Source organism: Arthrobacter sp. NQ4, from assembly GCF_029077345.1.
Lineage (GTDB): Bacteria > Actinomycetota > Actinomycetes > Actinomycetales > Micrococcaceae > Arthrobacter.
Window position 1 is genome coordinate 114,811 of record NZ_JARETC010000011.1, and the last position, 24,840, is coordinate 139,650.

The 24,840-nt window shown below is 66.0% G+C and carries 20 protein-coding genes and 1 riboswitch; of the genes, 6 read left to right on the forward strand and 14 right to left on the reverse strand.

Features of this window, described 5'->3' with window-relative positions:
- Nucleotides 1-22: 22 nt before the first annotated feature.
- A complete protein-coding gene (locus PUN51_RS16915) occupies nt 23-1,156 on the reverse strand; it encodes a lipid II:glycine glycyltransferase FemX (protein ID WP_275181875.1) in 1,134 nt (377 codons plus the stop codon).
- Nucleotides 1,157-1,277: 121 nt separating this feature from the next.
- Between PUN51_RS16915 and PUN51_RS16920 the strand changes: the two genes are divergently transcribed.
- The gene (locus tag PUN51_RS16920) at nt 1,278-1,823 is read left to right on the forward strand and encodes a TspO/MBR family protein (protein WP_275181876.1); all 546 of its coding nucleotides are present in this window, start codon (nt 1,278-1,280) and stop codon (nt 1,821-1,823) included.
- Nucleotides 1,824-1,861: 38 nt separating this feature from the next.
- Here PUN51_RS16920 and PUN51_RS16925 read toward each other — a convergent pair whose 3' ends face one another.
- The 4 genes from PUN51_RS16925 to PUN51_RS16940 form a co-directional block, all read right to left on the reverse strand.
- Complete coding sequence (locus tag PUN51_RS16925; protein WP_275181877.1) at nt 1,862-3,301, reverse strand: L-serine ammonia-lyase; 1,440 nt, start codon at nt 3,299-3,301, stop codon at nt 1,862-1,864.
- 340 nt (nt 3,302-3,641) lie between these two features.
- Complete coding sequence (gene gcvT, locus PUN51_RS16930; protein ID WP_275181878.1) at nt 3,642-4,790, reverse strand: glycine cleavage system aminomethyltransferase GcvT; 1,149 nt, start codon at nt 4,788-4,790, stop codon at nt 3,642-3,644.
- 12 nt (nt 4,791-4,802) lie between these two features.
- On the reverse strand, nt 4,803-7,649 hold the full coding sequence (gene gcvP, locus PUN51_RS16935; RefSeq protein WP_275181879.1) for an aminomethyl-transferring glycine dehydrogenase: 2,847 nt from the start codon (nt 7,647-7,649) through the stop codon (nt 4,803-4,805).
- Nucleotides 7,650-7,841: 192 nt separating this feature from the next.
- A riboswitch (glycine riboswitch) is annotated at nt 7,842-7,939 on the reverse strand.
- A 91-nt stretch (nt 7,940-8,030) separates the two neighbouring features.
- Nucleotides 8,031-8,567 carry a TetR/AcrR family transcriptional regulator gene (locus PUN51_RS16940; protein WP_159632877.1) on the reverse strand — a complete coding sequence of 179 codons (537 nt, stop codon included), beginning with the start codon at nt 8,565-8,567 and terminating at the stop codon, nt 8,031-8,033.
- 83 nt (nt 8,568-8,650) lie between these two features.
- On the opposite strand from PUN51_RS16940, the gene PUN51_RS16945 reads away from it, so the two are divergent.
- A complete protein-coding gene (locus PUN51_RS16945) occupies nt 8,651-10,207 on the forward strand; it encodes an MFS transporter (protein WP_275181880.1) in 1,557 nt (518 codons plus the stop codon).
- A gap of 82 nt (nt 10,208-10,289) precedes the next feature.
- On the opposite strand, the gene PUN51_RS16950 is transcribed toward PUN51_RS16945, so the two are convergent.
- The gene (locus tag PUN51_RS16950) at nt 10,290-10,769 is read right to left on the reverse strand and encodes a Dps family protein (protein WP_275181881.1); all 480 of its coding nucleotides are present in this window, start codon (nt 10,767-10,769) and stop codon (nt 10,290-10,292) included.
- Between the two features lie 221 nt (nt 10,770-10,990).
- On the opposite strand from PUN51_RS16950, the gene PUN51_RS16955 reads away from it, so the two are divergent.
- Entirely contained in the window at nt 10,991-12,547 is a 1,557-nt protein-coding gene (locus PUN51_RS16955) for an APC family permease (protein WP_159632880.1), read from the forward strand.
- 71 nt (nt 12,548-12,618) lie between these two features.
- Here the strand turns inward: PUN51_RS16955 and PUN51_RS16960 are convergent, their stop codons facing one another.
- The 7 genes from PUN51_RS16960 to araB all read right to left on the reverse strand — a co-directional run bounded on the left by PUN51_RS16960 (nt 12,619) and on the right by araB (nt 19,139).
- The gene (locus PUN51_RS16960) at nt 12,619-13,170 is read right to left on the reverse strand and encodes an AMIN-like domain-containing (lipo)protein (RefSeq protein WP_159632881.1); all 552 of its coding nucleotides are present in this window, start codon (nt 13,168-13,170) and stop codon (nt 12,619-12,621) included.
- Nucleotides 13,171-13,357: 187 nt separating this feature from the next.
- Nucleotides 13,358-13,660 (reverse strand): DUF4193 domain-containing protein, encoded by a 303-nt coding sequence (locus tag PUN51_RS16965; RefSeq protein WP_018762118.1) that lies wholly within the window; start codon nt 13,658-13,660, stop codon nt 13,358-13,360.
- Nucleotides 13,661-13,752: 92 nt separating this feature from the next.
- A complete protein-coding gene (locus PUN51_RS16970; RefSeq protein ID WP_159632882.1) occupies nt 13,753-13,956 on the reverse strand; it encodes a hypothetical protein in 204 nt (67 codons plus the stop codon).
- Between the two features lie 76 nt (nt 13,957-14,032).
- Complete coding sequence (locus PUN51_RS16975) at nt 14,033-15,064, reverse strand: LacI family DNA-binding transcriptional regulator (RefSeq protein WP_275181882.1); 1,032 nt, start codon at nt 15,062-15,064, stop codon at nt 14,033-14,035.
- Nucleotides 15,065-15,103: 39 nt separating this feature from the next.
- Nucleotides 15,104-16,624 (reverse strand): L-arabinose isomerase, encoded by a 1,521-nt coding sequence (gene araA / locus PUN51_RS16980; protein WP_159632884.1) that lies wholly within the window; start codon nt 16,622-16,624, stop codon nt 15,104-15,106.
- A 29-nt stretch (nt 16,625-16,653) separates the two neighbouring features.
- Nucleotides 16,654-17,382 (reverse strand): L-ribulose-5-phosphate 4-epimerase, encoded by a 729-nt coding sequence (locus tag PUN51_RS16985; RefSeq protein WP_275181883.1) that lies wholly within the window; start codon nt 17,380-17,382, stop codon nt 16,654-16,656.
- A complete protein-coding gene (gene araB, locus PUN51_RS16990; RefSeq protein ID WP_275181884.1) occupies nt 17,379-19,139 on the reverse strand; it encodes a ribulokinase in 1,761 nt (586 codons plus the stop codon). Before araB ends, PUN51_RS16985 begins: the two co-directional genes overlap by 4 nt.
- Before the next feature lie 267 nt (nt 19,140-19,406).
- Here araB and chvE point away from each other — a divergent pair, with 267 nt between their 5' ends.
- The 3 genes from chvE (at nt 19,407) to mmsB (ending at nt 23,455) form a co-directional block, all read left to right on the forward strand.
- Nucleotides 19,407-20,534 (forward strand): multiple monosaccharide ABC transporter substrate-binding protein, encoded by a 1,128-nt coding sequence (gene chvE / locus PUN51_RS16995; protein ID WP_224025006.1) that lies wholly within the window; start codon nt 19,407-19,409, stop codon nt 20,532-20,534.
- A 106-nt stretch (nt 20,535-20,640) separates the two neighbouring features.
- Nucleotides 20,641-22,170: a multiple monosaccharide ABC transporter ATP-binding protein gene (gene mmsA / locus PUN51_RS17000; protein WP_275181885.1), complete on the forward strand. Its 1,530-nt coding sequence runs from the start codon at nt 20,641-20,643 to the stop codon at nt 22,168-22,170.
- Between the two features lie 4 nt (nt 22,171-22,174).
- Nucleotides 22,175-23,455, forward strand: coding sequence for a multiple monosaccharide ABC transporter permease (gene mmsB / locus PUN51_RS17005; RefSeq protein WP_275181886.1), 1,281 nt, complete (start codon nt 22,175-22,177; stop codon nt 23,453-23,455).
- Nucleotides 23,456-23,555: 100 nt separating this feature from the next.
- Here mmsB and PUN51_RS17010 read toward each other — a convergent pair whose 3' ends face one another.
- Nucleotides 23,556-24,806, reverse strand: a complete 1,251-nt coding sequence (locus PUN51_RS17010; protein ID WP_275181887.1) for an MFS transporter — start codon at nt 24,804-24,806, stop codon at nt 23,556-23,558.
- Nucleotides 24,807-24,840: the final 34 nt, after the last annotated feature.

Consider the following 24,840-nt stretch of genomic DNA (forward strand, 5'->3'; position numbering starts at 1 on the left):
AGAGGGCCCTGGCGGCAGCGGGTCAGTAGAACTGCTGCCCGGTTCGTGCGGTCTCGATCCGGCGGAACACTTTCTCTCCACCGTTGACCCAGAGCCGGTGCCGGAGCGGGGACAGGATGTAGTCGTGGCAGCCCACAAAGTCGGTGACCGTCTTGGTGAAGCTGGTCTTGAACATGCCCATTCCGTAGAGGTTGTGGGTCTTGTCTTTGATGCGGGCAGCCGGCGGGGTGCCGCAGAAGTCGTATTCCGTGCAGCCAAGTTCCTGCATCCGTCGGATGGCCGTCCACTGCACCAGGTGCGAGTCCCCGTACTGCTTGCGGTTCTGGGTGGAACCGCCGTCTTTGTACGTTGCCTTGCCCCCGTAGTTGATGACGAAGGCACCAACACTGGGTTTTCCGTCCTCATAGGCGAAGAAAAAGTTGCCCTGGCCGCGGTTGCAGAACTCCTCCCAGAACCGCTCGTAGTACTCATAGCTGCGCAGGGGCATGGAACCCTTTGCGTTGACCGTGTTGGCCATCAGGTCGTACAGGGCCCGGTAGGTTTCCGGTCCCTGTTCCTGCCGGACCACCTGGCAGCCCTCGCGCTCTGCGCGCCGGATTGCGTTCCTGGCCCGGGAAGAGATGGCCTTAAAGACTTCCTCTTCCGTGCCGGAGATATCCAGCAGGGCGGTGGAATCGTTGGACTGGATGTTGGGGGCTTTGGCCAGGTGGGCTGCTGCCAGTTCCCGCTGCGCTTCGTCTGAGTCGATGATGTCCGGTTCCACTTTGATGGTGAACACCTTCAGCTTGCTGCTGCGGACCAGCTGCGCGCACGCTGCGAGGGCAGCGCCCAGGTCTGCTGCCCCTGCCAGGTCGGGGCCCTTGATGAGGTACCAGAGCCGTCCCAGGACAGGGAAGCTTTTCTCCAGCACCAGGTTATAGCTGGCGTTCCCGCCGCCTTCCAGCACCAGGAACCGGACTTTCCAGCCGCTTCCGTTCTTGACCGATGCGTAGGCGGCGGACTGCAGCATGTTGCCGCCGTTCGGGTTGGCCGTGACGTGCTTGTCCCAGTTTTCAATTTCCTCGGCTGTGGCAAAACGTGCGGTGAATTCTCGCAAGGGGGCCGTGTCCAATCGGGTTTGTGCGCGGTTTCGGTACTTCTGGATGCGTGCGGACATGCAGCCTCAAGTCTAAAGCCTCAGGCGCTCCCGGCTTTTCTCCGGCATGCCCGGGACGGCGGCCGTCCGGGTGTGGAGCGTCACCTTGACGGAGCTCAGGATGTTCAACAAGGGTTGGGGTATGAGGCCGGATGGGGAACAGAGCACCGCTCCCGCGGGCAGCGGCGGGAAGCCGTACAGTGCCGGGGTGCAGGCCGCCGCGCTTGCCGGCTTCCTGTTGGCGTCCTTGGTGGTGGCGGCGCTGGGCGGTTTGGCATCGGCGGCCAATGTCACTGGCTGGTATGCAGCCGCGGACAAGGCCCCCTGGTCCCCGCCCAATGGCGTGTTCGGTCCGGTGTGGACCATCCTTTATGCGGCAATGGCCCTCGCTGCATGGCTGGTTTGGCGTAAACGCACCGCTGGGACACGGCAGGCCATGGTGGTTTACGCCATCCAGCTGGCCCTCAATCTCACCTGGACCCCGGTCTTTTTCGCCCTTTACCCGGCTCTTGGCACGGCGGCCCTGTGGCTGGGCCTGGCCGTCATCGTGGCCCTGGTCGCCGCGGTAACGGTGACGGTGCTGCATTTCGGTCCGATCAGCCGGACGGCAGGGCTGCTCCTGCTCCCCTACATCTCATGGCTGGTGTTCGCTGCCAGCCTCAATTGGTGGGCGGCAACTCACAATTAGGCGCACGGGCACCGCCCGTCCCGCCATTCGGGCGGGTGTCAGCATTCGACGACGTTGACGGCGAGGCCGCCCATGGCGGTTTCCTTGTATTTGTCGCTCATGTCTTTGCCGGTTTCGCGCATGGTGATGATGACTTCGTCGAGGGAGACGCGGTGGGTGCCGTCGCCCCAGAGCGCCATTTTCGCGGCGTTGATGGCTTTCGCGGCGGCGATCGCGTTCCGTTCGATGCAGGGGACCTGGACCAGCCCGCCGATCGGGTCGCACGTCAGTCCGAGGTTGTGTTCCATCGCGATCTCGGCGGCGTTCTCCACCTGGGCGGGGGTGCCGCCCATGACCTCGGCCAGGCCCGCGGCGGCCATCGAGGACGCGGAGCCGACCTCGCCCTGGCAGCCCACCTCGGCCCCGGAGATCGAGGCCTGTTCCTTGTAGAGCACCCCGACCGCGCCGGCGGCGAGCAGGAACCGCACCACCACATCGTCGCGGTCGGCCTGGGTGGCCTGGTCCATGCCCGGGGCGAAGTGCAGGGCGTAGAACAGCACCGCGGGGATGATCCCGGCGGCCCCGTTCGTGGGGGCGGTGACCACCCTCCCGCCGGAGGCGTTCTCCTCGTTCACCGCCAGCGCCACCAAGTTAACCCACTCCTGCCAATACCTCGGGTCGTAGTGGTCCTGGCCGTCCTGGCCGTCCTGGTCGGTGTCTTCGGGGCGGGCGGTTTCCTTCTTCAGCCGCTCGTACCAGTCCGGTGCGCGGCGGCGGACCTTCAACCCGCCCGGCAGCACCCCCTCACGCTTGAGCGAGGTGGCCACGCAGTTCTCCATCACCGACCAGATATGCCCCAGCCCGGCCCGGATCTCCTCCTCGGACCGGGAGGACTTCTCGTTCACGAACATCACGTCCGCGATGCCCAGCCCGGTCACCGCGCAGTGCTCCAGCAGCTCCGCCGCGGTCCGGAACGGCAGCGGCAGCACCTCCTTGGACGCGTCCAGTTCCTGCTGCGCGGCGTCCTCTTCACCCTCGCGGACGATGAACCCGCCACCGACCGAGAAGAACGTCGCCGCATGCACCACATCCCCGGCCGCGTCGGTAACGGTGAACGTCATCCCGTTCGTGTGCCGCGGCAACACCGTCAACGGCCGCAACACCATGTCGCCCACCCCATACGGCAACGCCACCGCACCGGCCAGGTTCAGGATCCCGGTCTCCGCGATCGAAGCCAGCCGCTCCTCCACCTCTTCGGGCAGGATCAGTTCCGGATGGAACCCCTCCAACCCCAACAGGATCGCCGTCATCGTCCCATGCCCATGCCCCGTCGCGGCCAGCGACCCATACAAATCCACCCGCAACGACGCCACGTCCGCGAGTTTCCCCGAGGCCTTCAACTCCTCAGCAAACACAGCAGCAGCCCGCATCGGCCCCACAGTATGCGAGCTCGACGGGCCAATCCCGATCGAAAAAAGATCAAAGACACCAACGGCCATGAGGAAATTCCTAACTAAAACAGGTTGTTGGGGTTGGAGCGGGCAGGACATCCTCTGCGTGCTCGGTCGCGAAGACGCCCGCTGCGCGGACGTGACGCTCCCTTAGACGCACGCTGCCGGATGCCCCGCCCACTCCGCAAGCACGTCACCAAGGCGACGCGGCAAGCAGGTAACGTCGTGCCCACGAGCGCCGGCGGAGCCGGACTTTTCGAAAGCGTGCTCCCCACCGTCTCCCTAGCCTCGCAAGCTCGGCCAGGGAACCCTGACGGCGTGGGCCCAACGCAGGCGTGAAAATGTCCGGTCCGCCGTCGCGAAGGTGACCACGGGGTGGAACAAGGGACTACTTGGCGCGGCGGTAGAACGGGAGGTCGACCACTTCGAAGGGTTCTGCCTTGCCGCGGAGATCGATGTCCAGGGCTGTGCCGGGTGCCGAGTGCTCGACGTCGACGTAGGCCATGGCGATCGGGTAGCCGAGGGTGGGCGAGGGCTGGCCGGAGGTGACTTCCCCGACCGGGGCGCCGTCCTTGAGCACGGGGTAGTGTGCCCGTCCGGCGCGGCGGCCTTTGCCTTTGAGCCCCACGAGGCGGCGGCCGGAGGTGGTGCCGGCACCGGCTTCCTTCTTTGCTGCCAGCGCAGCCTTGCCAACAAAGTCGCCTTCCTTGGAGAGCGCGACGACGGGGCCGAGGCCTGCAGCGTACGGGTCACCCTGCAGGGACAGTTCGTTGCCGTACAGCGGCATCCCCGCTTCCAGTCGAAGCGAGTCGCGGGAGGCAAGGCCGGCCGGGGTCAGCTCCCCGTCGTCGGCGATGGCGACCAATGCCTGCCACAGTGCCGGGGCGTCTGCGTTGTCCACGAAGATCTCGAACCCGTCCTCACCGGTGTACCCGGTACGCGCGAGCAGGAGTTCCTTGCCGGCGCCGCCCACCAGGAACGGAACCTCCACGGCGGCGTAGTACTTCAGCTCCGTCACCAGGGAGTGCTGTGCGGCCGGGACCAGGCGAAGCAGGAGTTCCTGGGCCTTGGGGCCCTGCACTGCGATCAGCGATGTCCGGGCCGAGGCGTCCTCCACCTGCACGTCGAACCCTGCGGCCCGTTCGTGCAGGGCCGCCGCCACCACCGCGGCGTTGCCCGCATTGGGCACCACCAGGAAGACGTCCGTGCCGTCTCCAGCGGCGGGACGGCGGTAGGTGATGAGGTCGTCGATGATGCCGCCGTCCTCGTTGCAGATCAGCGAGTACTTGGCCTTGCCCACGGCCATGGCGGAGATCTTTCCCACCAGGGCGTAGTCCAGGAACGCGGCGGCCTGCGGCCCGGTGACCCAGACTTCGCCCATGTGGGAGAGGTCGAACAGGCCGGCGGTGCTGCGGACGGCGTGGTGTTCAGCCAGTTCGGAGCTGTACTTCAATGGCATCTGCCAGCCGCCGAAGTCGGTGAAGGAGGCGCCAAGCTTTTTATGTTCGTCGTAAAGGGCGGTGTATTTCTCGGTCACGGTGCCGGTCCTTTAGTTTTCGAACTCTTCGAGCGGCGGGCAGGAGCAGATGAGGTTCCGGTCTCCGGCGGCGCCGTCGATCCGGCCCACCGGCGGGAAGTACTTGTCCTGCTTGTGGCGGGAAGGGAACGCCGCCTGCTCGCGCGGGTAGGCACGGTCCCAGTCCGAGCTGACGACGGCGGCTGCCGTGTGGGGTGCGCGGCGCAGGGGTGAGTCCGCTACGGCAAAGTCGCCGTTGGCCACCTGGTCGATTTCCTTGCGGATGGTGATCATGGCTTCGATAAAGCGGTCGATCTCGGCCAGGTCCTCGGACTCGGTGGGCTCTACCATCAGGGTGCCGGCCACCGGGAAGGCCAGGGTGGGGGCGTGGAAGCCGAAGTCGATGAGGCGCTTGGCCACATCCTCGGCCGTGACACCGGTCTTGGCAGTGAGGTCGCGCAGGTCCAGGATGCATTCGTGCGCTACGAGGCCGCCTTCACCGGTGTACAGCACCGGGAAGTACTCGTTCAGCCGGGCTGCGACGTAATTGGCAGCGAGCAGCGCGGACTTGGTGGCCTCGGTGAGCCCTTCCCCGCCCATGAGCTTCACGTACGCCCAGGAGATCGGCAGGACGCCGGCCGATCCGAAGCGGGAAGCCGAGATCGCGACCCCGTGGCCTTCCTCATGCGTTGCCTTGTTGGCGTCGCCGGGCATGAACGGCGCCAGGTGGGCCTTGGCCGCCACAGGTCCGACGCCGGGTCCGCCGCCGCCGTGGGGGATGCAGAAGGTCTTGTGCAGGTTCAGGTGGGAGACGTCGCCGCCGAACTTGCCGGGCTGGGCCAGTCCCACCAGGGCGTTCAGGTTGGCGCCGTCGATGTAGACCTGGCCGCCCGCCGCGTGCACGGCGTCGCAGACCTCACGGACGTCCCCGTCATAGACGCCGTGGGTGGACGGGTACGTGATCATGATGCAGGACAGGACGTCCTTGTTCGCTTCGATCTTGGCCGTCAGGTCATCGTGGTTGATGGTGCCGTCCGCGGCCGTGGCAACGACGACGACCTTCATGCCGGCCAGGACGGCAGAGGCGGCGTTGGTGCCGTGGGCGGAGGCGGGGATCAGGCAGACGTTGCGCTGCTCTTCGCCGCGGGAGTGGTGGTAGCCGCGGATGGCCAGCAGGCCGGCGAGCTCGCCCTGGGAACCGGCATTGGGCTGGATGGACACCTGGTCGTAGCCGGTGATTTCCGCAAGGTCGGCTTCCAGGCCGCTGATCAGTTCACGCCAGCCTTCGGTCTGGGAGTCCGGGGCGAAGGGGTGGATGGAGGCGAATTCCGGCCAGGAGATGGCTTCCATCTCGGCGGTGGCGTTCAGCTTCATGGTGCACGAGCCCAGCGGGATCATGGTGCGGTCCAGCGCCAGGTCCCGGTCCGACAGCTTCCGGATGTAGCGCAGCAGCTGGGTTTCGGACCGGTGGGTGTTGAACACCGGGTGCTGCAGGTATTCGGAGGAACGTCCGACGGCGGCCTCCAGTCCGAAGCCTTCAGCCGCTGCAACGGAGGCCCCAAAGACGTCCGCGACGTCGGCGACGATGGCCGCCGTCGTGGTTTCGTCGAGCGAGATGCCCACGGTATCGGCGTCGATGGAACGCAGGTTGATGCCGCGCGCTTCGGCATCGGCGACAAGCGCGGCAGCGCGTCCGGGGACGCGGACGGTAAGGGTGTCGAAGAAGCTCGTGTGCAGCACCTCCACACCGGCAGCTGCCAGCGAGGCCGCCAGCACCCGGGCGTGGCCGTGCGTCGTTTCCGCGATCGCCTTCAGCCCGTCGGGGCCGTGGTAGACGGCGTACATCGAGGAGACGATGGCCAGCAGGGCCTGCGCGGTGCAGATGTTGGACGTGGCCTTTTCACGGCGGATGTGCTGCTCGCGGGTTTGCAGCGCCAGGCGGTACGCGGGCACCCCTGCGTCGTCCTTGGACACACCCACCAGGCGGCCGGGCAGCGAACGCTCCAGGCCCTTGCGGACCGCCATGTAGGCGGCGTGCGGGCCGCCGAAGAACAACGGCACCCCGAAGCGCTGGGTGGAGCCGACGGCGATGTCGGCGCCCTGCTCGCCCGGAGGGGTGATCAGGGTCAGGGCCAGCAGGTCAGCGGCCACGGTGACCAGTGCGCCGCGGTCTTTCGCCGCCGCAATAGTGGCGGACTGGTCCCAGACCCGGCCGGAGGCGCCGGGCTGCTGGAGCACGATGCCGTTGATGTCGCCGTCGGGCAGGCCGTTGGACAGGTCGGCGACCTCAACCTCGAAGCCGAGCGCCTCGGCGCGGCCCTTGACGATGGCGATGGTCTGCGGCAGCACGTCGATGTCCAGGACAGTCTTGCCGTCCGCTGCAGGCTTGGTCTTGTTGGAGCGGCGCATCAGCAGCACGGCCTCGGCCACGGCGGTGGCTTCATCGAGCAGGGACGCGTTGGCGATGGGCAGGCCCACCAGGTCCTGGACCATGGTCTGGAAATTCAGGAGTGCCTCGAGCCGGCCCTGGGAAATCTCGGGCTGGTACGGGGTGTAGGCGGTGTACCAGGCCGGGGCCTCGAGGATGTTCCGGCGGATGACAGCAGGGGTGATGGTGTCGTAGTAGCCCTGGCCGATCAGTTGCACGGCGGTCTTGTTCTTGGCGGCGAGCCTGCGCAGTTCCGCAAGGACTTCAACTTCGCTGAGGGCATCCTGCAGGCGGAGGGCTGTTTCCTGGCGGATGACTTTGGGTACGGCGGTGTCCACCAGGGAATCGACCGTGCCGTAACCAACGGCTTTGAGCATGGCGTCGACGTCGTCCTGGCGGCGTGCACCAATGTGGCGGTCTACGAAGGTGGTGGAGGCTGGGGTAACCGACACGAAGGAACTCCATTTATTCAGGCGGCGCAGGGTACGCCACAGCTATTCGGGTCCCTCCCCGCTCTGTATTGGACCTGAGAGTTTCCGCGTTGCCTGCCTGGGCAGGACCCGCTTGCACCGTCGGTGAGCACAACAGCCGTCTCGCTTCCCCCAAGGGAGGCCGGACAACTGCCTGCTGCTTTCCAGAGGTGCCTCGCCGCGGCGGTACAGGGGCCTGCGAGATTCCTGGGGAGGATTTGCTCCTACGGCGCCTGCCTGTACTTCCGGCAGAACTCTCCCGCCGCAGATCAAAGGCTATTCATTTGTTGATGATGACGGCCGGTGACAGCCCTCACAACTCTCCATTGTCCTACGCCACAAGCCCTCCCGGCAAATGGAAAGCTACCTGCGGAGCCGTTCCAAAGCAGCCAGGAGTTCCTCCACATCGGCGGCCGCTCCGCCTTCCGGCGCAGGGCCCACGGAAAGCATGGCATTGAAGTACAACCCGTCACCCATATACAGGACAGCCTTGGCCAGGCCGTGCCCCACATCTGCTGCGATCTCGTCCAGCCACCGCTGCTGGATGGCGGCGAACCGGCGGCGGGTCTCTTCATGTGCCACCTCGGCAAGCCGCGTGGCAGCCACGATGACCCGGTCAAGCGGAGTATCCGCCCAGACGGAGGAGCGGATGAAATACGCGGCAGCACCTTCGCTGGCGGAAGCCATCGCGTCGGCGTCCTGCCTGGCCAGGCCTTCCAGGCGGTCAAGCAGCACGGAGATGAGCGCTTCCTTGTTGGGAAAGTGATAGAGGAGGCCGCCTTTGGACACCCCGGCCTTCCGGGCTACGGCGTCGAGGGTTGCAGCGCGCTCCCCCACGTCGATCAGCAGGGACTCGAAGGCGTCAAGGACCGCATCACGGGCTACAGGCTTTCGGGGCATGCCTTCCATCATGCCCTCCACCGGCAGGGAAGAAGGAATGCCCGCGTTTTCAAACTGTACCGTCCAGACGGTACAGTTATTGCATGACGACTTCCATCAGCCCGGCCCCCACCCAACGGGACAGCACCGCCGCGCGGCCTCCGTGGCGGGATTGGCTTGCGCTGGGGCTGCTGATGTTTCCCGTGCTGCTGGTGGCAGTGGACAACACGGCCCTGACGTTTGCCCTGCCCGCCATCGCACGCGCCCTGGAACCGACCGGCCTGCAGCTGCTGTGGATCGTGGACTCCTATCCGCTGGTCCTGGCCGGGCTGCTGGTGTCAATGGGAAGCCTCGGCGACCGGATTGGGCGGCGGCGGCTGCTGGTCATCGGCAGCCTGGGCTTCGCCGGACTGTCCGCCGCCACAGCCTTCGCGCCCACCCCGGAGTGGCTGATCGCCGGCCGCGCGGCGCTCGGGTTCTTCGGCGCCATGCTGATGCCGTCCACCCTGTCGCTGATCCGCAATATATTCCCGGAACCCAACCGCCGGCGGCTTGCAGTGGCCATCTGGGCGGCCGGATTCTCCGGCGGCGCCGCCCTGGGCCCCATCCTGGGTGGATGGCTGGTGGAGCACTTCTGGTGGGGCGCCGTCTTCCTGGTGGCCGTGCCGCTCATGCTGCCCCTGCTGGCTCTGGGGCCGGCCTTCATTCCGGAATCAAAGGATCCCGCGCCGGGCAGGGTGGATATCCCAAGCGTCCTGCTCTCCATGCTGGTCATGGTGCCCGTGGTGTACGGCATCAAGTCAGTAGCCACCGAAGGCCCGGGCACGGCCGGGCTGGGCAGCATCGCCTTCGGCGTGGTCATGGGGATCGTGTTCGTGCGCCGCCAGCAACGCCTGGAATACCCCCTGCTGGACATGTCGCTGTTCCGGAACAGGGTGTTCAGCATGGCCATCAGCGCCAACATCCTGGCCCTGTTTTCCTTCAACGGATTCATCCTTTTCCTTGCCCAGCACCTCCAACTCCTGGAGGGGATGACGCCGTCCGCGGCAGGCATTGCCATGCTTCCGGCCCTGGCAGCCACAGTGGCGGCAGGCCTGGTGGTAGTCCCGCTGGTCCGGAAGGTCCGCCCGGGGTACGTAGTGGCCGCGGGCCTGTCCTTCAGCGCCGTCGGCTACAGCATGGTGGCCTTCGGAAACCACGACGGCGGGCCTTCCCTGCTGCTGGCAGCACTGCTGGTCCTGGCGCTGGGCGTCGGCACGGCGGAAACCATCTCGAACGACCTCATCCTCGGCTCGGCCCCGCCGGCGAAATCAAGCGCTGCGGCGGCGATTTCCGAGACGGGCTACGAGGTGGGCTCGCTGCTGGGGACTGCCGTGCTGGGCTCCATCCTGACCGCGTCCTACCAGCAGAACCTCCGGCTGCCGGCAGGGCTGGAGGCCATGCTGCCCGGAGCCTCACTGCACAACGCCGGGGAAACGCTGGCCGGCGCGGTGGAGGCGGCCGGCCTGCTGCCGGAATCAGTCGCGGGGGCAGTCCGGGATGCCGCGGCCGCCGCGTTCGATTCCGGCGTGCACATCACGGCCGCAATTGGGCTGGCACTGATGGCGACGGCGGCAGTGCTCGCCGCCGTCGTGCTTCGGAAAGTTCCCAAAGCGGCCTAGCAGTACAACGGCAGTGCTGTCCGGGGCAAAAAGCGTCCTGCGCCGGGGCAACCCCGGCGCAGGACGCCCTGACGGATGTCCGCTACTTGGAGTCGGGGGCCGTGACCTTGGCGGTGGGCTTCATCTTCTCGGCCTGCACCATCCAGGCGAACTGCTCCAGCCTGGCGATGAACTCGTGCAGGAGGTCCGCGGAGGTGGGGTCTTCCTCATCCACTTCGTCGTGGACCTTGCGCATGGTGCCAACGGCAGCTTCCATGGCGGCGACAATTAGCTCAATGGCATCCCCGGTGCTGATGAGCCCGTCAGGGAACTGGGCCAGGCTGGTGGTCCCGGCCACGGTGGAGCTGCGGCCGTCCGGAAGCGCGTGCAGGGCACGCATGCGCTCGGCGGTGTCGTCGGCGAACTGGCGGGCGGCGTCGACGATCTCATCGAGCTGCAGGTGGAGGTCGCGGAAGTTGGTGCCCACGATGTTCCAGTGCGCCTGCTTGCCCTGGATGTGGAGCTCGATCAGGTCCGCCAGGACGGCCTGCAGGTTGTTGGTCAGTGTCGGTGAAGCTTTCATGCGTCCTCCTCAATTGGTCCAGTACGGCAGACGCTACCAGCCGTGGACGGCGCGGCGGCAGGGCTAAAGACAATTTCTCAGTGGGCTTACTAATTTCGAAAACCAGTCATAAACGAACGTGATTCATATTGCGTCTTGCATCACACGCCCGCCACCCCCATACTAAATGAACGCCATTCATATAGTGACCTCCGTCTCACAGCCTTCCAGAAAGTGGTGCCATGACAGAGACAATCCGCACCAGTACTGCCAAACCCGGTCCGCACGCCCACGCCCCCTCCGCGGACGGCGTCAGTGCCAAAGGACTCAAGGGCGGCCAGCTCGGGCTCCTGGCCGTCGTCGTGCTGGGCATTTCAACCATCGCCCCCGCCTACACCCTCACCAGCGCACTGGGACCCACCGTCAATGAAGCCGGCCTCCAGCTGCCCGTCATCTTCCTCATCGGGTTCATCCCCATGATCCTGGTCTCGCTGGCCTACCGGGAACTCAACGCCGACTCTCCGGACAGCGGCACCACCTTCACCTGGGTCACCAAGGCCTTTGGCCCGTGGGTGGGCTGGATGGGCGGCTGGGGCCTGCTGGCAGCAAACATCATCGTGCTGTCCAACCTGGCGGGCGTCGCCGTCGACTTCTTCTACCTCTTCCTGTCACAGCTCACCGGCTCCCCCGAACTGGCGGACCTGGCGGACAACAAAGCCCTGAACGTCATTACCTGCTTCGTCTTCGTGGCGCTGGCCGTCTGGGTCAGCTACCGCGGCCTGCACACCACCAAGCTGGTGCAGTACAGCCTGGTGGGCTTCCAGTTGCTGGTGCTGGGCCTGTTCGTCGTGATGGCCTTTGCCAACTGGTCCACCTCGGAAACGGCCATCCCGTTCAGCTGGGAGTGGTTCGATGTCACCAGGATCGAGACGTTCGGTCAGATTGCCGCCGGCATCTCCCTGTCGATCTTCGTGTACTGGGGCTGGGACGTCTGCCTCACCGTGAACGAGGAAACGGCCAACGGCAAGAAGACCGCCGGCGTGGCAGGCACCCTGACCGCCGTCATCGTCCTGGCCATCTACCTGCTGGTCAGCATCGCCACCATGATGTTTGCCGGCGTCGGTGATACCGGCAACGGCCTGAACAACGCTGAAAACCACGAAAACATCTTCACCGCACTGGCCTCCCCCATCATGGGCCCGTTCGCCATCCTGATGTCCCTCGCCGTGCTCTCCAGCTCCGCTGCGTCCCTGCAGTCAACCTTCATGTCGCCGTCGCGCAGCCTGCTGGCCATGGCCCACTACGGCGCACTGCCGGAACCCTTCAGCAGAATGAGCAGGAAGTTCGCCACGCCGGGCTTCGCCACCATCGCCGCCGGCGTGATGTCAGCGGGGTTCTACGCAGTGATGCACGTGGTCAGCGAGAACGTCCTGAACGACACCATCCTGGCCCTGGGCCTCATGATCTGCTTCTACTACGGCCTCACCGCCCTGGCCTGCACCTGGTACTTCCGCCACAGCCTGTTCAACAGCGTGCGCCACTTCGTGCTGCGGCTGGTATGCCCGGTGGTGGGCGGCGTGGGCCTGTTCGTGGTGTTTGTCCAGACCGCCGTGGACAGCCTGGCACCGGAGTTCGGCAGCGGTTCCGAGGTGTTCGGCGTGGGCCTGGTGTTCATCCTGGGCGTCGGCATCCTGGCCCTGGGCGCCGTGGCCATGCTGGTCATGTCCCGCACTCACCCGGGCTTCTTCCGCGGCGAAACCCTTAAGCAGGACACCCCTGCGCTCGTCGTTCCGGAATAGCCGCCAGCCCAGAAAGGTGCCGTGCCCCCGCCAGGGGCACGGCACCTTTTGTGTTGACGACGCCGGATGGCTCACCAGTAGTGCGCCACGTCGACCACCAGGCGTGAGCCGGAGCCCGGGCCGTCGAGGGTGAACACCCGGAACGGCAGCCGGGCACGGACGCCGAGCCCGATGGTGGTCTGGCCCTCGAAGCTTCCGGCCCAAACCACCTGGCGGAAGGTCTGGTAGCCCGAAACGTTGGAGAGCTCAGCCTTGTCGGCAGGGGTGTAGGTGGGCTGGCCGTTGTTGTCATAGGCCGGCGCCTTGACGACGACCTGCAGCCGGGCGCCGCCCCGCGTTGGCACCACTGCTCCCGAGCCGTCCTGGATGATCTGGGGGACGTAGCGGACCGTGTAGCCGGGGGCCGGCGCGCCGCTTAGGTCAACCACCAGCCGGTCAAAGCAATAGTGCTGCCCGGTCCGGACATTGGTCACGGGTGCGCCGCCCATGGCGCCGTCCGACTTCATCAGCGAACCCCACGTGAGTCCGCAGTACGACGTGGTTGCCGAGGCGGCGCCCGGAACCACCAGGCCCAGGCCTGCAGCCAGCAGGACGGCTGCGAGCCAGATGAAGAACTTTTTCATTGCAGTGCCATCCAAAATGAGAGCCATTGGATGCTTCCAGCGTAGGAGCGTTCGCGGGCGGAAACGAGGGGTCATTTTGGTAACGACGGCGGCACCGGGCCAAGCAGCCGGACCAGAGCAGCACAGGACAAAGAAGCGCCGGCCACCTCGTGTGAGGTGGCCGGCGCCGGGAAACCAGGATGGAGATTTAGCCTTCGCAGTCGCGGCAGTACTTCAGGCCGTCCTTTTCGCGGGCAACCTGCGACCGGTGGCGGACCAGGAAGCACGACGAGCAGGTGAACTCGTCAGACTGCTCGGGAACCACAATGACGGTCAGTTCCTCGTTGGACAGGTCGGCGCCGGGCAGGTCGATACCTTCAGCGGTGTCGTTCTCGTCGACATCGATAACCGCGGTCTGCGCGTTGCCGCTCCGTGATGCCTGGAGGGCCTCGAGAGAGTCGGCCGGCGACTCTTCTTCCTGCTTGCGTGGAGCATCGTAATCGGTAGCCATAGCATGTTCACTTTCGTTGCTGCGCAGCGCCATTTCAGGCACCTCAGTGAAGCAGTTTAGGGCATTATCCCGCTACCGGCGCAATAGTGTGCTTAACCAGACATTGGGCCGGTTTCTGCCGTTGTTCCCGCGTGCACCGAGCGGGCGTGGCCGGCTCCGATGGACACTCCGCTCAAGGCCGGCAGCCAGCCCCACCGGGTGGCGTCAGCCATGGCGCCGGCGGCGTCCGTTTCGGAGTCGAAAGTGAGGGTGTCCAGCAGCCAGCCGCGGAGCCGGACGAACAGGGTAGGCGTCATGCCTGAAACCTACGCAGGTATTGTTGTGGCCACGTTTCGCCGCCGTCTCCTCCGGATTAATTCCGCGGTCCCGGCGTTACCGCACCGGCGGGGCCGTGCTGCTGCGCAGGATGAGCTCGGGCTGCACAACAAGGGTCCGCGGGCCGCCCGTGCCATCGAACGCAGTGAGCATCATGTCCATGCACCGCCGGCCCAGTTCTTCAAAGTCCTGCCGGACCACCGTCAGCGGGGGACTGAAATAGCCGGCTTCGGGCTGGTCGTCGAAGCCCACCACGGATACGTCCCCGGGCACCTTGATGCCTGCCTCGTTCAGGGCACGCAGGACCCCAAGGGCCATCTGGTCGTTGCCGACGAAGAGAGCCGTGGCCCTGCGGCCGGCTGCCAGCCGCCTGCCGATCCCGTATCCGCTGCCCGCGCTCCAGTCGCCCTCGATGATCAGGTCTGCCTCGAGCCCGGCGGAGACCAGGGCTCCCCGCCAGCCCTCGGCGCGGGCTACGGCGTCGATCCAGTCCTGTGGCCCCGCGACGTGTCCGATCCGGACGTGCCCCTGCCCGATGAGGTGTTCCACTGCCAGTTCCGCGCCGCGGCGCTGGTCCACCTTGACCCCGCCCACGGAGTCATTTCCGTTGGGACCGACGGCCACCACCGGCACTCCAATGGGCAGTTCCGCCAGGGCGGCCAGCGTCTCCAGGTGCGGGACGATCACTACTATTCCGTCCACCGACTGGTCCAGGAAGTGCCGGACGGCGTCCAGGATCGCGTCCCGGTTGACCTCCCGCAGCGCTGCGACGCTGACGAAGTATCCTGCGTCCCGTGCAGCACGTTCCACTCCCAGCAGGGTGTTGGCAGGGCCGTACTGCGAGAGCTCGCTGCCCAGGACGCCGATGGTCTGCGAGCGCCGGGTGACCAGGCTCCGCGCGGCGGTGTTGCGGCGGTAGCCGAGTGCGGCAATCGCCGCTTCCACCTTGCCGCGCGTGCCGGAGCTGACATTGGGGTGGCTGTTGACCACCCTTGACACGGTCTGGTGCGAAACCCCGGCCAGTTCCGCCACGTCCTCGAGCGTTGGCAGCCGGGGTGGCCTGCCGTCCGTCACGGGGTTCCGCTCCATGGCAGCCGCCGGGGCCGGCACCTCAGCCGTGCCACTGGGTCAGATCCCGCCGGCCAGTTTGTAGTAGGCCGCGTTCCAGTTCAGGTCCTTCTTGAACTGGCGGATGGTGGTGCCTTCGTCGATGGTGAGCAGTTCGGTTTTGGCGATTTCGGCGAAGTCCTCGAAGACGTCCATGCCCACCTGGGTGGAGAGCACGGTGTGGTGGGCGGCGCCGGCGGTCAGCCAGGCGGCCGCCGAGGTGGCGAAGTCCGGCTTTGGCTCCCACAGCGCGCGGGCCACGGGGAGGTTGGGCAGCGGCTGGTCCAGGGGAACGACGTCGACGGCGTTGGCCACCAGGCGGAAACGGTCCCGCATGTCGGACAGGGCGACGACGACGCCTGGCGAGGCGTCGGCGTCGAACACCAACCGGACAGGGTCTTCCTTGCCGCCGATACCCAGGGGGTGGATTTCCAGCCGCGGCTTTGCTGCCGTGAGGGAGGGGCAGACCTCGAGCATGTGGGCGCCCAGGATTTTTTCGGAGCCGGGTTCCAGGTGGTACGTGTAGTCCTCCATGAGCGACGCGCCGCCGGGCAGGCCGGCGCCCATCACCTTGGCGGCACGGACCAGGATGGCGGTCTTCCAGTCGCCCTCGGCTCCGAACCCGTACCCGGCGGCCATGAGCCGCTGCACGGCCAGGCCCGGCAGCTGGCGGAGGGCACCGAGGTCCTCGAAGGACGTGGTGAAGGCGGCGGAGCCATTGCCTTCCAGGAAGCTGCGCAGGCCCAGTTCGATCCGGGCGCCATACCGCAGCGATTCGTGCCGGGCCGCGCCTGCGCGGAGCTCCGGCACCACGTCGTAAAGGTCCTCATACTCGGCCACCAGGGCGTCGACGTCGGACTCTGCAGCACCGTGGACGGCGTCCGCGAGCTCGTTGACGGACCAGGTGTTGACCGCGACGCCGAAGCGCAGCTCGGCCTCGGTCTTGTCGCCTTCGGTCACGGCGACGTTGCGCATGTTGTCGCCGAAGCGGGTGAGCTTCAGGCTCCGGACGGCGGCCCAGCCGGCGGCGGCGCGCTGCCAGGAGCCCACCTGGCGGGCCACCTCGGGGTTGGAGACGTGCCCGACGACGGTCTTCCGGGCGATGCCCAGGCGGGACTGGATGTAGCCGAATTCGCGGTCGCCGTGGGCGGCCTGGTTCAGGTTCATGAAGTCGAAGTCGATGTCCGCCCATGGCAGGTCGCGGTTGGCCTGCGTATGCAGGTGCAGCAGGGGCTTGCGCAGCAGGTCCAGGCCCTGGATCCACATCTTGGCCGGGCTGAAGGTGTGCATCCAGGCCGTCACTCCGATGACCGAGTCATCCGAGTTTGCCTCCAGGGCGGTGCGCCGGATGGCATCGGAGTCGGTCAGGACCGGCTTCCACACGATCCGCACGGGAACCGACGAGGAGGCATTGAGCTGGTTGGCGATCTCCTGCGACTGGGCGGCCACCTGCTTGAGGACTTCCTCCCCGTAGAGGTGCTGGCTGCCGGTGAGGAACCAGACTTCGTAGCCGTCGAGGGAGGTGTTTGCTGCGGTGCTCATGGATTCTCCTGGGAAGAGTCTTGGGCCGGTTATTGGCCGTAAACGTTCTGGTAGCGGGCGTAGAGGGAGTCGATGTGGTCCTGGTTGATGGGCAGCGGCTCGCCCAGTTGCCGGGAAATGTGGACGGTGCGGGCCACTTCCTCGCACATGACGGCGGCCTTCACGGCGGACCGGGCATCCTTGCCGATGGTGAACGGGCCGTGGTTCTGCATCAGGACCGCCGGGGATTTGGAATTCTTCAGCGTCTCCACGATCCCGTGGCCGATCGAGTCGTCGCCGATCAGCGCGAACGGGCCCACCGGGATGGAGCCGCCGAACTCGTCCCCCATCATGGTCAGCACGCACGGGATGGCTTCGCCCCGGGCGGCCCAGGCGGTGGCGTAGGTGGAGTGGGTATGCACCACCCCGCCCACCTCCGGCATGTGCCGGTACACATAGGCGTGCGCGGCGGTGTCCGACGACGGCGACAGCGGCGGGTTGCCCCAGTCCACCGTGCCGCCCCCACCAAGGTTGGTGCCCCTGACCGGGGTGCCGTACAGGTCGGTCACGATCATCTGCTCCGGGGTCAGGTCCTGGTACGAGACACCGGAGGGCTTGATGACCATGAGGTCGGTGCCGGGCACGCGGGCGGAGACGTTGCCCGCGGTCCACACCACCAGGCCATACCGGGTCAGCTCGGCGTGCAGGGCGCACACCTCCGCCCGGACACGGGCGATGGTTTCCAGGAGGCCGGTTCCGGCGCCTGCTGCGGCGCTCATGCGGACACCTCCACGGGTGATTCGGACACGGAGCCTGCGCCTGACGGACCCGTGCGGGCAACTCTGCGCTGGATGGCCTTGAGCCGGTGCATGACGTCGTTGCCGCCCCTGCCGAAGTAGTCGTGGAGGGCCTTGTATTCCTGGAACAGTTCTTCGTAGGCGGCCGCGTTTTCGGGATTTGGGGTGTAGACCTCCCCGGGCTCGGCGCCCATGGCCGCGGCGGCCGCACGGATGTCCGCGTATTCGCCCGCTGCGACAGCGGCGTGGATGGCCGATCCCAGGGCCGGACCTTGTTCCGAGCCGATGGTGGACAGCTGCAGGCCGGTGGCGTCTGCGTAGATCTGCATCAGGAGTTTGTTCTTGAGCAGGCCGCCGGCCACGATGAATTCCTTGACCGGAACCCCGGCGTCGCGGAAGGCGTCCACGATGGTGCGGGTTCCAAAGGCGGTGGCTTCCAGCAGCGCGCGGTAGGTGTCCTCGGGCCTGGTGGCCAGGGTCTGGCCCACCACAATGCCCGAAAGCTCGTGGTCCACCAGGACCGAACGGTTGCCGGAATGCCAGTCGAGCGCGATCAGGCCGTGCTCTCCGATGGCCTGCCGGGATGCCAGTTCGGTGAGGTACTCGTGGATCCCCAGTCCGGCGCCCTCGGCAGCCTGGTGGTATTCGGGCGGGACGCCGTACTTGGTGAACCAGCCGAAGATGTCTCCCACGCCTGACTGTCCGGCCTCGTAGCCCCACAGGCCCGGCACGATTCCGCCATCCACGGCACCGCACATTCCCGGCACCTCGCGCAGCTCACTGCCGTTCATGACGTGGCAGGTGGAGGTGCCCATGATCGCCACCAGCTGGCCGGATTCCACAGCCTTCGCGGCCGGGGCCGTGACATGGGCGTCAACGTTTCCCACGGCCACCGCGATGCCCTCCGGCAGCCCGGTCCAGGCGGCTGCCTCCGCCGTCAGGGTGCCGGCGGCGTCCCCCAGCTGGCCGATGGTGTGCTCCAGCTTGGAGCTGACAAAGTCTTTGAAGTCCGGGTTCAGGGCGGCCAGGAACTCTTCGGACGGATACCGGCCATCCTGGTAGATGCCCTTGTAGCCGGCAGTGCAGGCGTTGCGGACATACCGGCCGCAGAGCTGCCAGACGATCCAGTCCGCAGCCTCCACCCAGTGGTCCATCGCGGCGTAGGCCTCCGGGTCCTCCTCCAGCAGCTGCAGCCCCTTGGCGAATTCCCATTCGGAGGAGATCAGGCCCCCGTAGCGGGGAAGCCAGTCCTCCCCCCGTTCAGCGGCAAGCCGGTTGATCCGGTCGGCCTGGCCCTGCGCAGCATGGTGGCGCCAGAGCTTTACATAGGCGTGCGGGCGGTTGGCGAAGCCGGGCAGTTCGTTGAGGGGCGTGCCGTCCGACTTGACCGGAACCATGGTGCAGGCAGTGAAATCCGTGGCAATGCCGACGACGGCGGCGGGGTCGATCCCGGCGTTCGCCACCGCGGCGGGGACGGCGGTCCGCAGGACGTCCCGGTAGTCGTTGGGCACCTGAAGTGCCCATTCCCCGGGAAGGCGGGCGCCGTCGTCGCCCGCGGTGTCCCGGGGCAGGACGTCGGTAACCACCGCGTGGGGGTACTCATGGACGGCGCTGCCCAGTTCCTTGCCGTCGCGGACACGCACCACCACGGCACGGCCTGAAAGGGTTCCGTAATCCACCCCGATGACGCAATGGTCATGGTGGGACTCGGAGCCGGGAGTGAACAGCGCATCTGGCATGGGGTTGCCTCCGTCCGGGAGGCTTAGGCCTCATTACCGGGTTTGTAGGGGTCAGGGTGTAGCTACGTGCTGCAGCAAGTGTGAACGCTAACAAAGAAGAAGTCAATGAAGCCGAAAAGTTTCCGAAATTCCTGCCGGGCACTCTTGTTAGCGTTCACAAACCGGTCTATATTGAACCGACACATCAACAATGTGGCCAGGACCAGGGAGCACTGGTGCTGCCTGGTCCACCAACACTTCGCGGCAGTGCTGCCGCGGAAGGAGAAAATGGTGAGAATCAAAAAACTGATGGGCGCGGTGGCCCTTGTCCTCGCCCTGACGGTGGGCGCCACAGGTTGCGGCTCCCGCGGCGGGGCCAGCGAATCCAGCGGTGCCGCCAAGCCCAGTGATTCACTGGTAGGCATTTCAATGCCCACGCAGACATCCGAACGGTGGATCGCTGACGGCGCCAACGTGGAGAAGTCCCTGAAGGACCTCGGCTACAAGACGGACCTGCAGTTCGCCAATGACGATATCCCCACGCAGGTGTCGCAGATCGAGAACATGCTGACCAAGGGCGCCAAGGCCCTGATCATCGCCGCCATTGACGGCACCACCCTGACTGACGTCCTGGCCAAGGCCAAGGAGCAGAACGTCAAGGTCATCGCGTACGACCGCCTCATCAACGGCACGCCCAACGTCGACTACTACACCACGTTCGACAACTACACCGTTGGTGTCCAGCAGGCCACCTCGCTGCTGACCGGGCTGGGCCTCGTTGATGCCAGCGGCAAGAAGGTGGACGGCAAGGGCCCCTTCAACATCGAGCTTTTCGCGGGCAGCCCCGACGACAACAACGCCAACTTCTTCTGGACCGGCGCCATGGACACCCTCAAGCCGTACATGGATGCCGGCACCCTGAAGGTCCCCAGCGGACAGACCAAGTTTGAGCAGGCAGCGATCCTCCGCTGGCAGGCACCCGTGGCCCAGAAGCGCATGGAGGACATCATCACCTCCGCGTACAGCTCCGGCACCAAGCTGAACGGCGTCCTGTCCCCGTATGACGGCCTGTCCATCGGCATCATCTCGGCCCTCACCAGCACCGGCGGCTACGCCAAGGGAAGCCTGCCCGTAGTAACCGGCCAGGACGCCGAAAAGGGTTCCGTGAAGTCCATCGTCGCCGGCGAGCAGTACTCCACCATCTTCAAGGACACCCGCCAGCTCGGCGCGCAGGCCGTCAAGATGGTTGATGCTGTCCTCAAGGGCCAGGAACCGGAAACCAACGACACCAAGACCTACAACAACAAGGTCAAGGTTGTCCCGGCCTTCCTGCTGAAGTCCGTCATTATCACCAAGGACAACTACAAGAAGGAACTGATCGACTCGGGTTACTACAAGGACTCCGACGTCAAGTAGTCAGCGTCCGGGGGCTGTGGCCGGACCTCCATCCGGCCACAGCCCCGCCCGCAGCCTCCTGCAGCAGCAGGAAGGCCCAGCTTCGACCAGTCAGTGGGAATTGACGATGAACACACCCATTCTTCAAATGCGAGGAATCACCAAGACGTTCCCGGGCGTGAAAGCGCTGCAGGACGTCACCCTGGATGTGAACCGTGGCGAGGTCCACGCCATCTGCGGTGAAAACGGGGCCGGCAAATCAACGCTCATGAAAGTGTTGTCCGGCGTCTATGCACGCAACACTTTCGACGGGGAGATCCTGTTCGAGAACGAACCCTGCAACTTCTCCAGCATCTCGGACAGCGAGAAGCGCGGGATTGTCATCATCCACCAGGAACTGGCCCTGAGCCCGTTCCTCTCCATCGCCGAGAACATCTACCTGGGCAATGAACAGGCCACCAATGGATGGGTGGACTGGCGCAAGACCAACCTCGAGGCAGCCAAGCTGCTGGCCCGCGTTGGCCTGGACGAGAATCCTGTCACCCCCGTGCAGCACATCAGTGTCGGTAAGCAGCAGCTGGTGGAAATCGCCAAGGCATTGTCCAAGGAAGTGAAGCTGCTGATCCTGGACGAGCCCACGGCCGCCCTCAATGACGAGGATTCCGGCCATTTGCTGGACCTGATCCTCCACCTGAAGGGCCAGGGCGTCACCAGCATCATCATCAGCCACAAACTCAATGAGATCCGTAAGGTGGCGGACGCCGTCACCATCATCCGGGACGGCAGGACTATCGAAACCCTGCGGCTCGACGAAGGCCAGATCACCCAGGAGCGGATCATCCGCGGCATGGTGGGCCGGGACCTGGAGAGCCTGTACCCGGACCGCGAGCCGCGAATCGGCGAGGAAGTTCTGCGGATCGAGGACTGGTCCGTGCGCCACCCCCAGGACCACAGCCGCATGGTGGTCAACAACGCCAACCTCCACGTCAGGAAGGGCGAGGTGGTGGGCCTTGCCGGCCTCATGGGTGCCGGCCGCACCGAACTTGCCATGAGCGTCTTCGGCCGCACCTACGGCACCGCCACCTCCGGCAAGGTCTACAAGTACGGCGAGGAAATCAACACCGCAACGGTGTCCGACGCCATCAGGCACGGCATCGCCTACGCCACCGAGGACCGGAAGCACTACGGGCTGAACCTCATCGAGGACATCAAGCGGAACATTTCCCTGGCAGCCCTGCGCAAGCTCGCCAAGCGCGGCTTCGTGGACAAGAACCAGGAAACCGTGGTGGCCAACGGCTACCGCACGAGCATGAACATCAAAGCCCCGTCGGTGGCCGCCATCACCGGGAAGCTGTCCGGCGGAAACCAGCAGAAGGTGGTGCTGAGCAAATGGATGTTCTCCGACCCGGACGTACTCATCCTCGATGAGCCCACCCGCGGAATCGATGTCGGGGCCAAGTACGAGATCTACACGATCATCGCCAAACTCGCGGCCGAAGGAAAAGCCGTCATTGTGATTTCCTCGGAGCTTCCCGAGCTCCTGGGCATCTGCGACCGAATTTACACCCTCGCTGCCGGGCACATCACCGGTGAGGTGCCCATCGCCGAGGCCACACAGGAGACCCTGATGCACTACATGACCAAAGAGAAGGAATAGCGAAATGTCCGCCCTACGAGAATCGCTCGGATTCCTCACCAGCCGCCTCCGCCAGGTCGGCATCTTCGTTGCCCTGATCCTGATCGTCCTGCTGTTCCAGGGACTGACGGGCGGGATCCTGCTGGAACCGCAGAACGTCACCAACCTGGTGGTCCAGAACAGCTACATCCTCATCCTGGCCATCGGCATGGTGATGGTGATCATCGCCGGGCACATCGACCTTTCCGTCGGGTCGGTGGCCGGGTTCATTGGCGCCGTGGCCGGTGTCATGATCGTGCACTGGGGCTGGCCGTGGTGGGCCGCCATCCCTGCCTGCCTGCTGGTCGGCGGCCTGGTGGGTGCCTGGCAGGGCTACTGGATCGCCTACGTGGGGATCCCGGCCTTCATCGTCACGCTGGCGGGCATGCTGATCTTCCGGGGGCTGACCCTCATCACCCTGAAGAACCAGCAGATCACCCCCTTCCCCGCCGAGCTGCGGGCCCTGGGCGGAGGATTCCTCCCGGACATCTCCGGCGGCACCTCCGTGCTGGAATGGCTCACCGTCATCCTGGGCATTGGCGCCACGGTTGCCCTGCTGATCCAGGCGCTCAAGGAGCGCAGGATCCGCCGGAAGTTCGATCTCGAAAGCGAACCCCTGGTCTGGTTCGTCATCAAGACCGCCTTCACGGCCCTGCTCATGCTCGTCATCACCTTCCTGCTGGCGTCCTACCGGGGCACGCCGATCGTCCTGGTGGTGCTGGCCGCACTGGTAATCGCCTACACCGCCCTGATGAACAACAGCGTCTTCGGGCGCCACACGTACGCCATCGGCGGCAACCTCCACGCAGCTGAGCTGTCAGGCATCAAGACCAAGGCCGTTACCTTCCGTCTCTTCGTGAACATGGGCGTCCTGGCCGCACTGGCCGGCCTGGTCTTCACCGCCCGCCTCAACTCGGCACAGCCGGCCGGCGGAACCGGCTTCGAACTCGACTCCATCGCCGCGGCGTTCATTGGCGGCGCCGCCGTCACCGGCGGCATCGGAACAGTGGCCGGAGCCATGATCGGTGGCCTCATCATGGGTGTCCTCAACAACGGCATGTCCATCCTGGGCCTGGGCACCGACTACCAGCAGCTCATCAAGGGCCTGGTGCTCCTTATCGCCGTCGGCTTCGACATCTTCAACAAGAACCGCAGCGGTGGCGGCGGCAACATTGGCAAGCGCTTCAAGCTCAAGACCAGCCCTCCGCCGGCAGCAGAGAAGCCGGCGCCTGCCGCCAGCGAAACGGTGGAGGCAGGCATCAAGTAGGAAACACCCCCCCGTGCACCTGTTGGCCCCCGCCGCCCCGGACCGAGTCCTGGCAGCGGGGGCCTTCCTGCGTGCGCCCGTGGCGGTTCCGGGCAACTGCTCAGGGCGCGGCCACGCCGGTTGCCGCATCTGCCGGCGAGCGCCGGCGGCGGCTCAGCACGATGAAGGGGGCCGCCAGCAGCTGCACCGCGCCGCCCAGGGCCAGTGACGCCGGGTAGCCGTAGAGGTCCGCGGTCCTGCCGAGCAGCGGCTGCACCACCACTCCCCCGCTGGACCCCATGAGCGAGGCGAAGCTCAGGACGGTGGCCCGCTGCTTCGAGGCGATCATGTCGTTGAGGTACGCCTGGCGCACGGGGGTGCCGGCGGAGGCAACCACCGCCCAGAGCGCCAGGAGCACCAGGGCCAGCCAGAAGATGTGGGTGGCCAGGAGCACCACCAGGACCGCGGAGCTGGTGATGGTGGAGGCGATCAGGACCGTGGTGCGCCGGCGGACCAGCTTCCGGACCAGCGGGGCAAGCCAGCCGCCCACGATGTCCGCGCCGGCAACGATGGCTGCTGCCAGGCCTGCGATGGCGTAGGCCCTGGGATCGCCGAAGAGCTGCAGAAGGTAGGGCTGGAGTGCGTAGAAAACGTAGAATCCCACGCCCTCCGTGAACGGGGCGGCCAGCATCATGAACCGCACCGGGGGGTTCTTCAGTCCGCCGTCCACCGAGGCCTGCAGGACTGCGCGGGTGGCCTGCAGGGGGTGCGCCGACCGCTCGGGGGTGAAGCCGACGTCGTGCATGAGCAGGAAGGCAACAGCGAACATGGCCACCAGCACCGCGACGCGCAGCAGGAACGGCACGCCCAGGTTGGTGGCCTGGGCAATGACCCCGCCCGCTACTGACCCGGCCAGCATGGCGATGCCGGAAACCATCTGGCCCCGGCCCAGGACGGCTTCGAGGCCACCGTCGTAGCCGGAAAAGTGGAGGGCATCCACCAGCCAGGCCTCCACGGCCCCCGAGAAGAAGGTGAAGCCAAGGCCCAGGAGTGCAGACACTGCTGCCCACCACCAGAACGGAGCCGACAACTGCCACAGCAGGTAGTACAGGTAGGTGGACCCGGCCAGGGTCACGGTGCCCAGCAGGAAGGACGTGCGGCGTCCCCAGCTGTCGGCCACCACCCCGGTGGGCACCTCGAAGAGAACCATCCCTGCCGTGAAGAAGGCGTTGGCCGCGAAGGCCTCCAGGTTGGTGAGCCCGGCATCGAGCAGGAAGAGCGTATTGATGCCCCAAATGAACGACGCCGCAAGGGTGTTTCCCAGCGTCAGCGTCAGGTAGACGTTCTGGATCTTTCGTGCTGCGGCGTTCACCGGCGGCCGTTCCCTTCGGGCTGTTCCTGGCCGG

Excerpts from the sequence above, each read along its gene's own strand:
- PUN51_RS16915 (WP_275181875.1), bottom strand. The coding sequence starts at position 1,156 with ATGTCCGCACGCATCCAGAAGTACCGAAACCGCGCACAAACCCGATTG.
- PUN51_RS16920 (WP_275181876.1), top strand. The coding sequence starts at position 1,278 with ATGAGGCCGGATGGGGAACAGAGCACCGCTCCCGCGGGCAGCGGCGGG.
- PUN51_RS16925 (WP_275181877.1), bottom strand. The coding sequence starts at position 3,301 with ATGGCCGTTGGTGTCTTTGATCTTTTTTCGATCGGGATTGGCCCGTCG.
- PUN51_RS16940 (WP_159632877.1), bottom strand. The coding sequence starts at position 8,567 with ATGCCCCGAAAGCCTGTAGCCCGTGATGCGGTCCTTGACGCCTTCGAG.
- PUN51_RS16945 (WP_275181880.1), top strand. The coding sequence starts at position 8,651 with ATGACGACTTCCATCAGCCCGGCCCCCACCCAACGGGACAGCACCGCC.
- PUN51_RS16950 (WP_275181881.1), bottom strand. The coding sequence starts at position 10,769 with ATGAAAGCTTCACCGACACTGACCAACAACCTGCAGGCCGTCCTGGCG.
- PUN51_RS16955 (WP_159632880.1), top strand. The coding sequence starts at position 10,991 with ATGACAGAGACAATCCGCACCAGTACTGCCAAACCCGGTCCGCACGCC.
- PUN51_RS16960 (WP_159632881.1), bottom strand. The coding sequence starts at position 13,170 with ATGAAAAAGTTCTTCATCTGGCTCGCAGCCGTCCTGCTGGCTGCAGGC.
- PUN51_RS16965 (WP_018762118.1), bottom strand. The coding sequence starts at position 13,660 with ATGGCTACCGATTACGATGCTCCACGCAAGCAGGAAGAAGAGTCGCCG.
- PUN51_RS16970 (WP_159632882.1), bottom strand. The coding sequence starts at position 13,956 with ATGACGCCTACCCTGTTCGTCCGGCTCCGCGGCTGGCTGCTGGACACC.
- PUN51_RS16975 (WP_275181882.1), bottom strand. The coding sequence starts at position 15,064 with ATGGAGCGGAACCCCGTGACGGACGGCAGGCCACCCCGGCTGCCAACG.
- araA (WP_159632884.1), bottom strand. The coding sequence starts at position 16,624 with ATGAGCACCGCAGCAAACACCTCCCTCGACGGCTACGAAGTCTGGTTC.
- PUN51_RS16985 (WP_275181883.1), bottom strand. The coding sequence starts at position 17,382 with ATGAGCGCCGCAGCAGGCGCCGGAACCGGCCTCCTGGAAACCATCGCC.
- araB (WP_275181884.1), bottom strand. The coding sequence starts at position 19,139 with ATGCCAGATGCGCTGTTCACTCCCGGCTCCGAGTCCCACCATGACCAT.
- chvE (WP_224025006.1), top strand. The coding sequence starts at position 19,407 with ATGGTGAGAATCAAAAAACTGATGGGCGCGGTGGCCCTTGTCCTCGCC.
- mmsA (WP_275181885.1), top strand. The coding sequence starts at position 20,641 with ATGAACACACCCATTCTTCAAATGCGAGGAATCACCAAGACGTTCCCG.
- mmsB (WP_275181886.1), top strand. The coding sequence starts at position 22,175 with ATGTCCGCCCTACGAGAATCGCTCGGATTCCTCACCAGCCGCCTCCGC.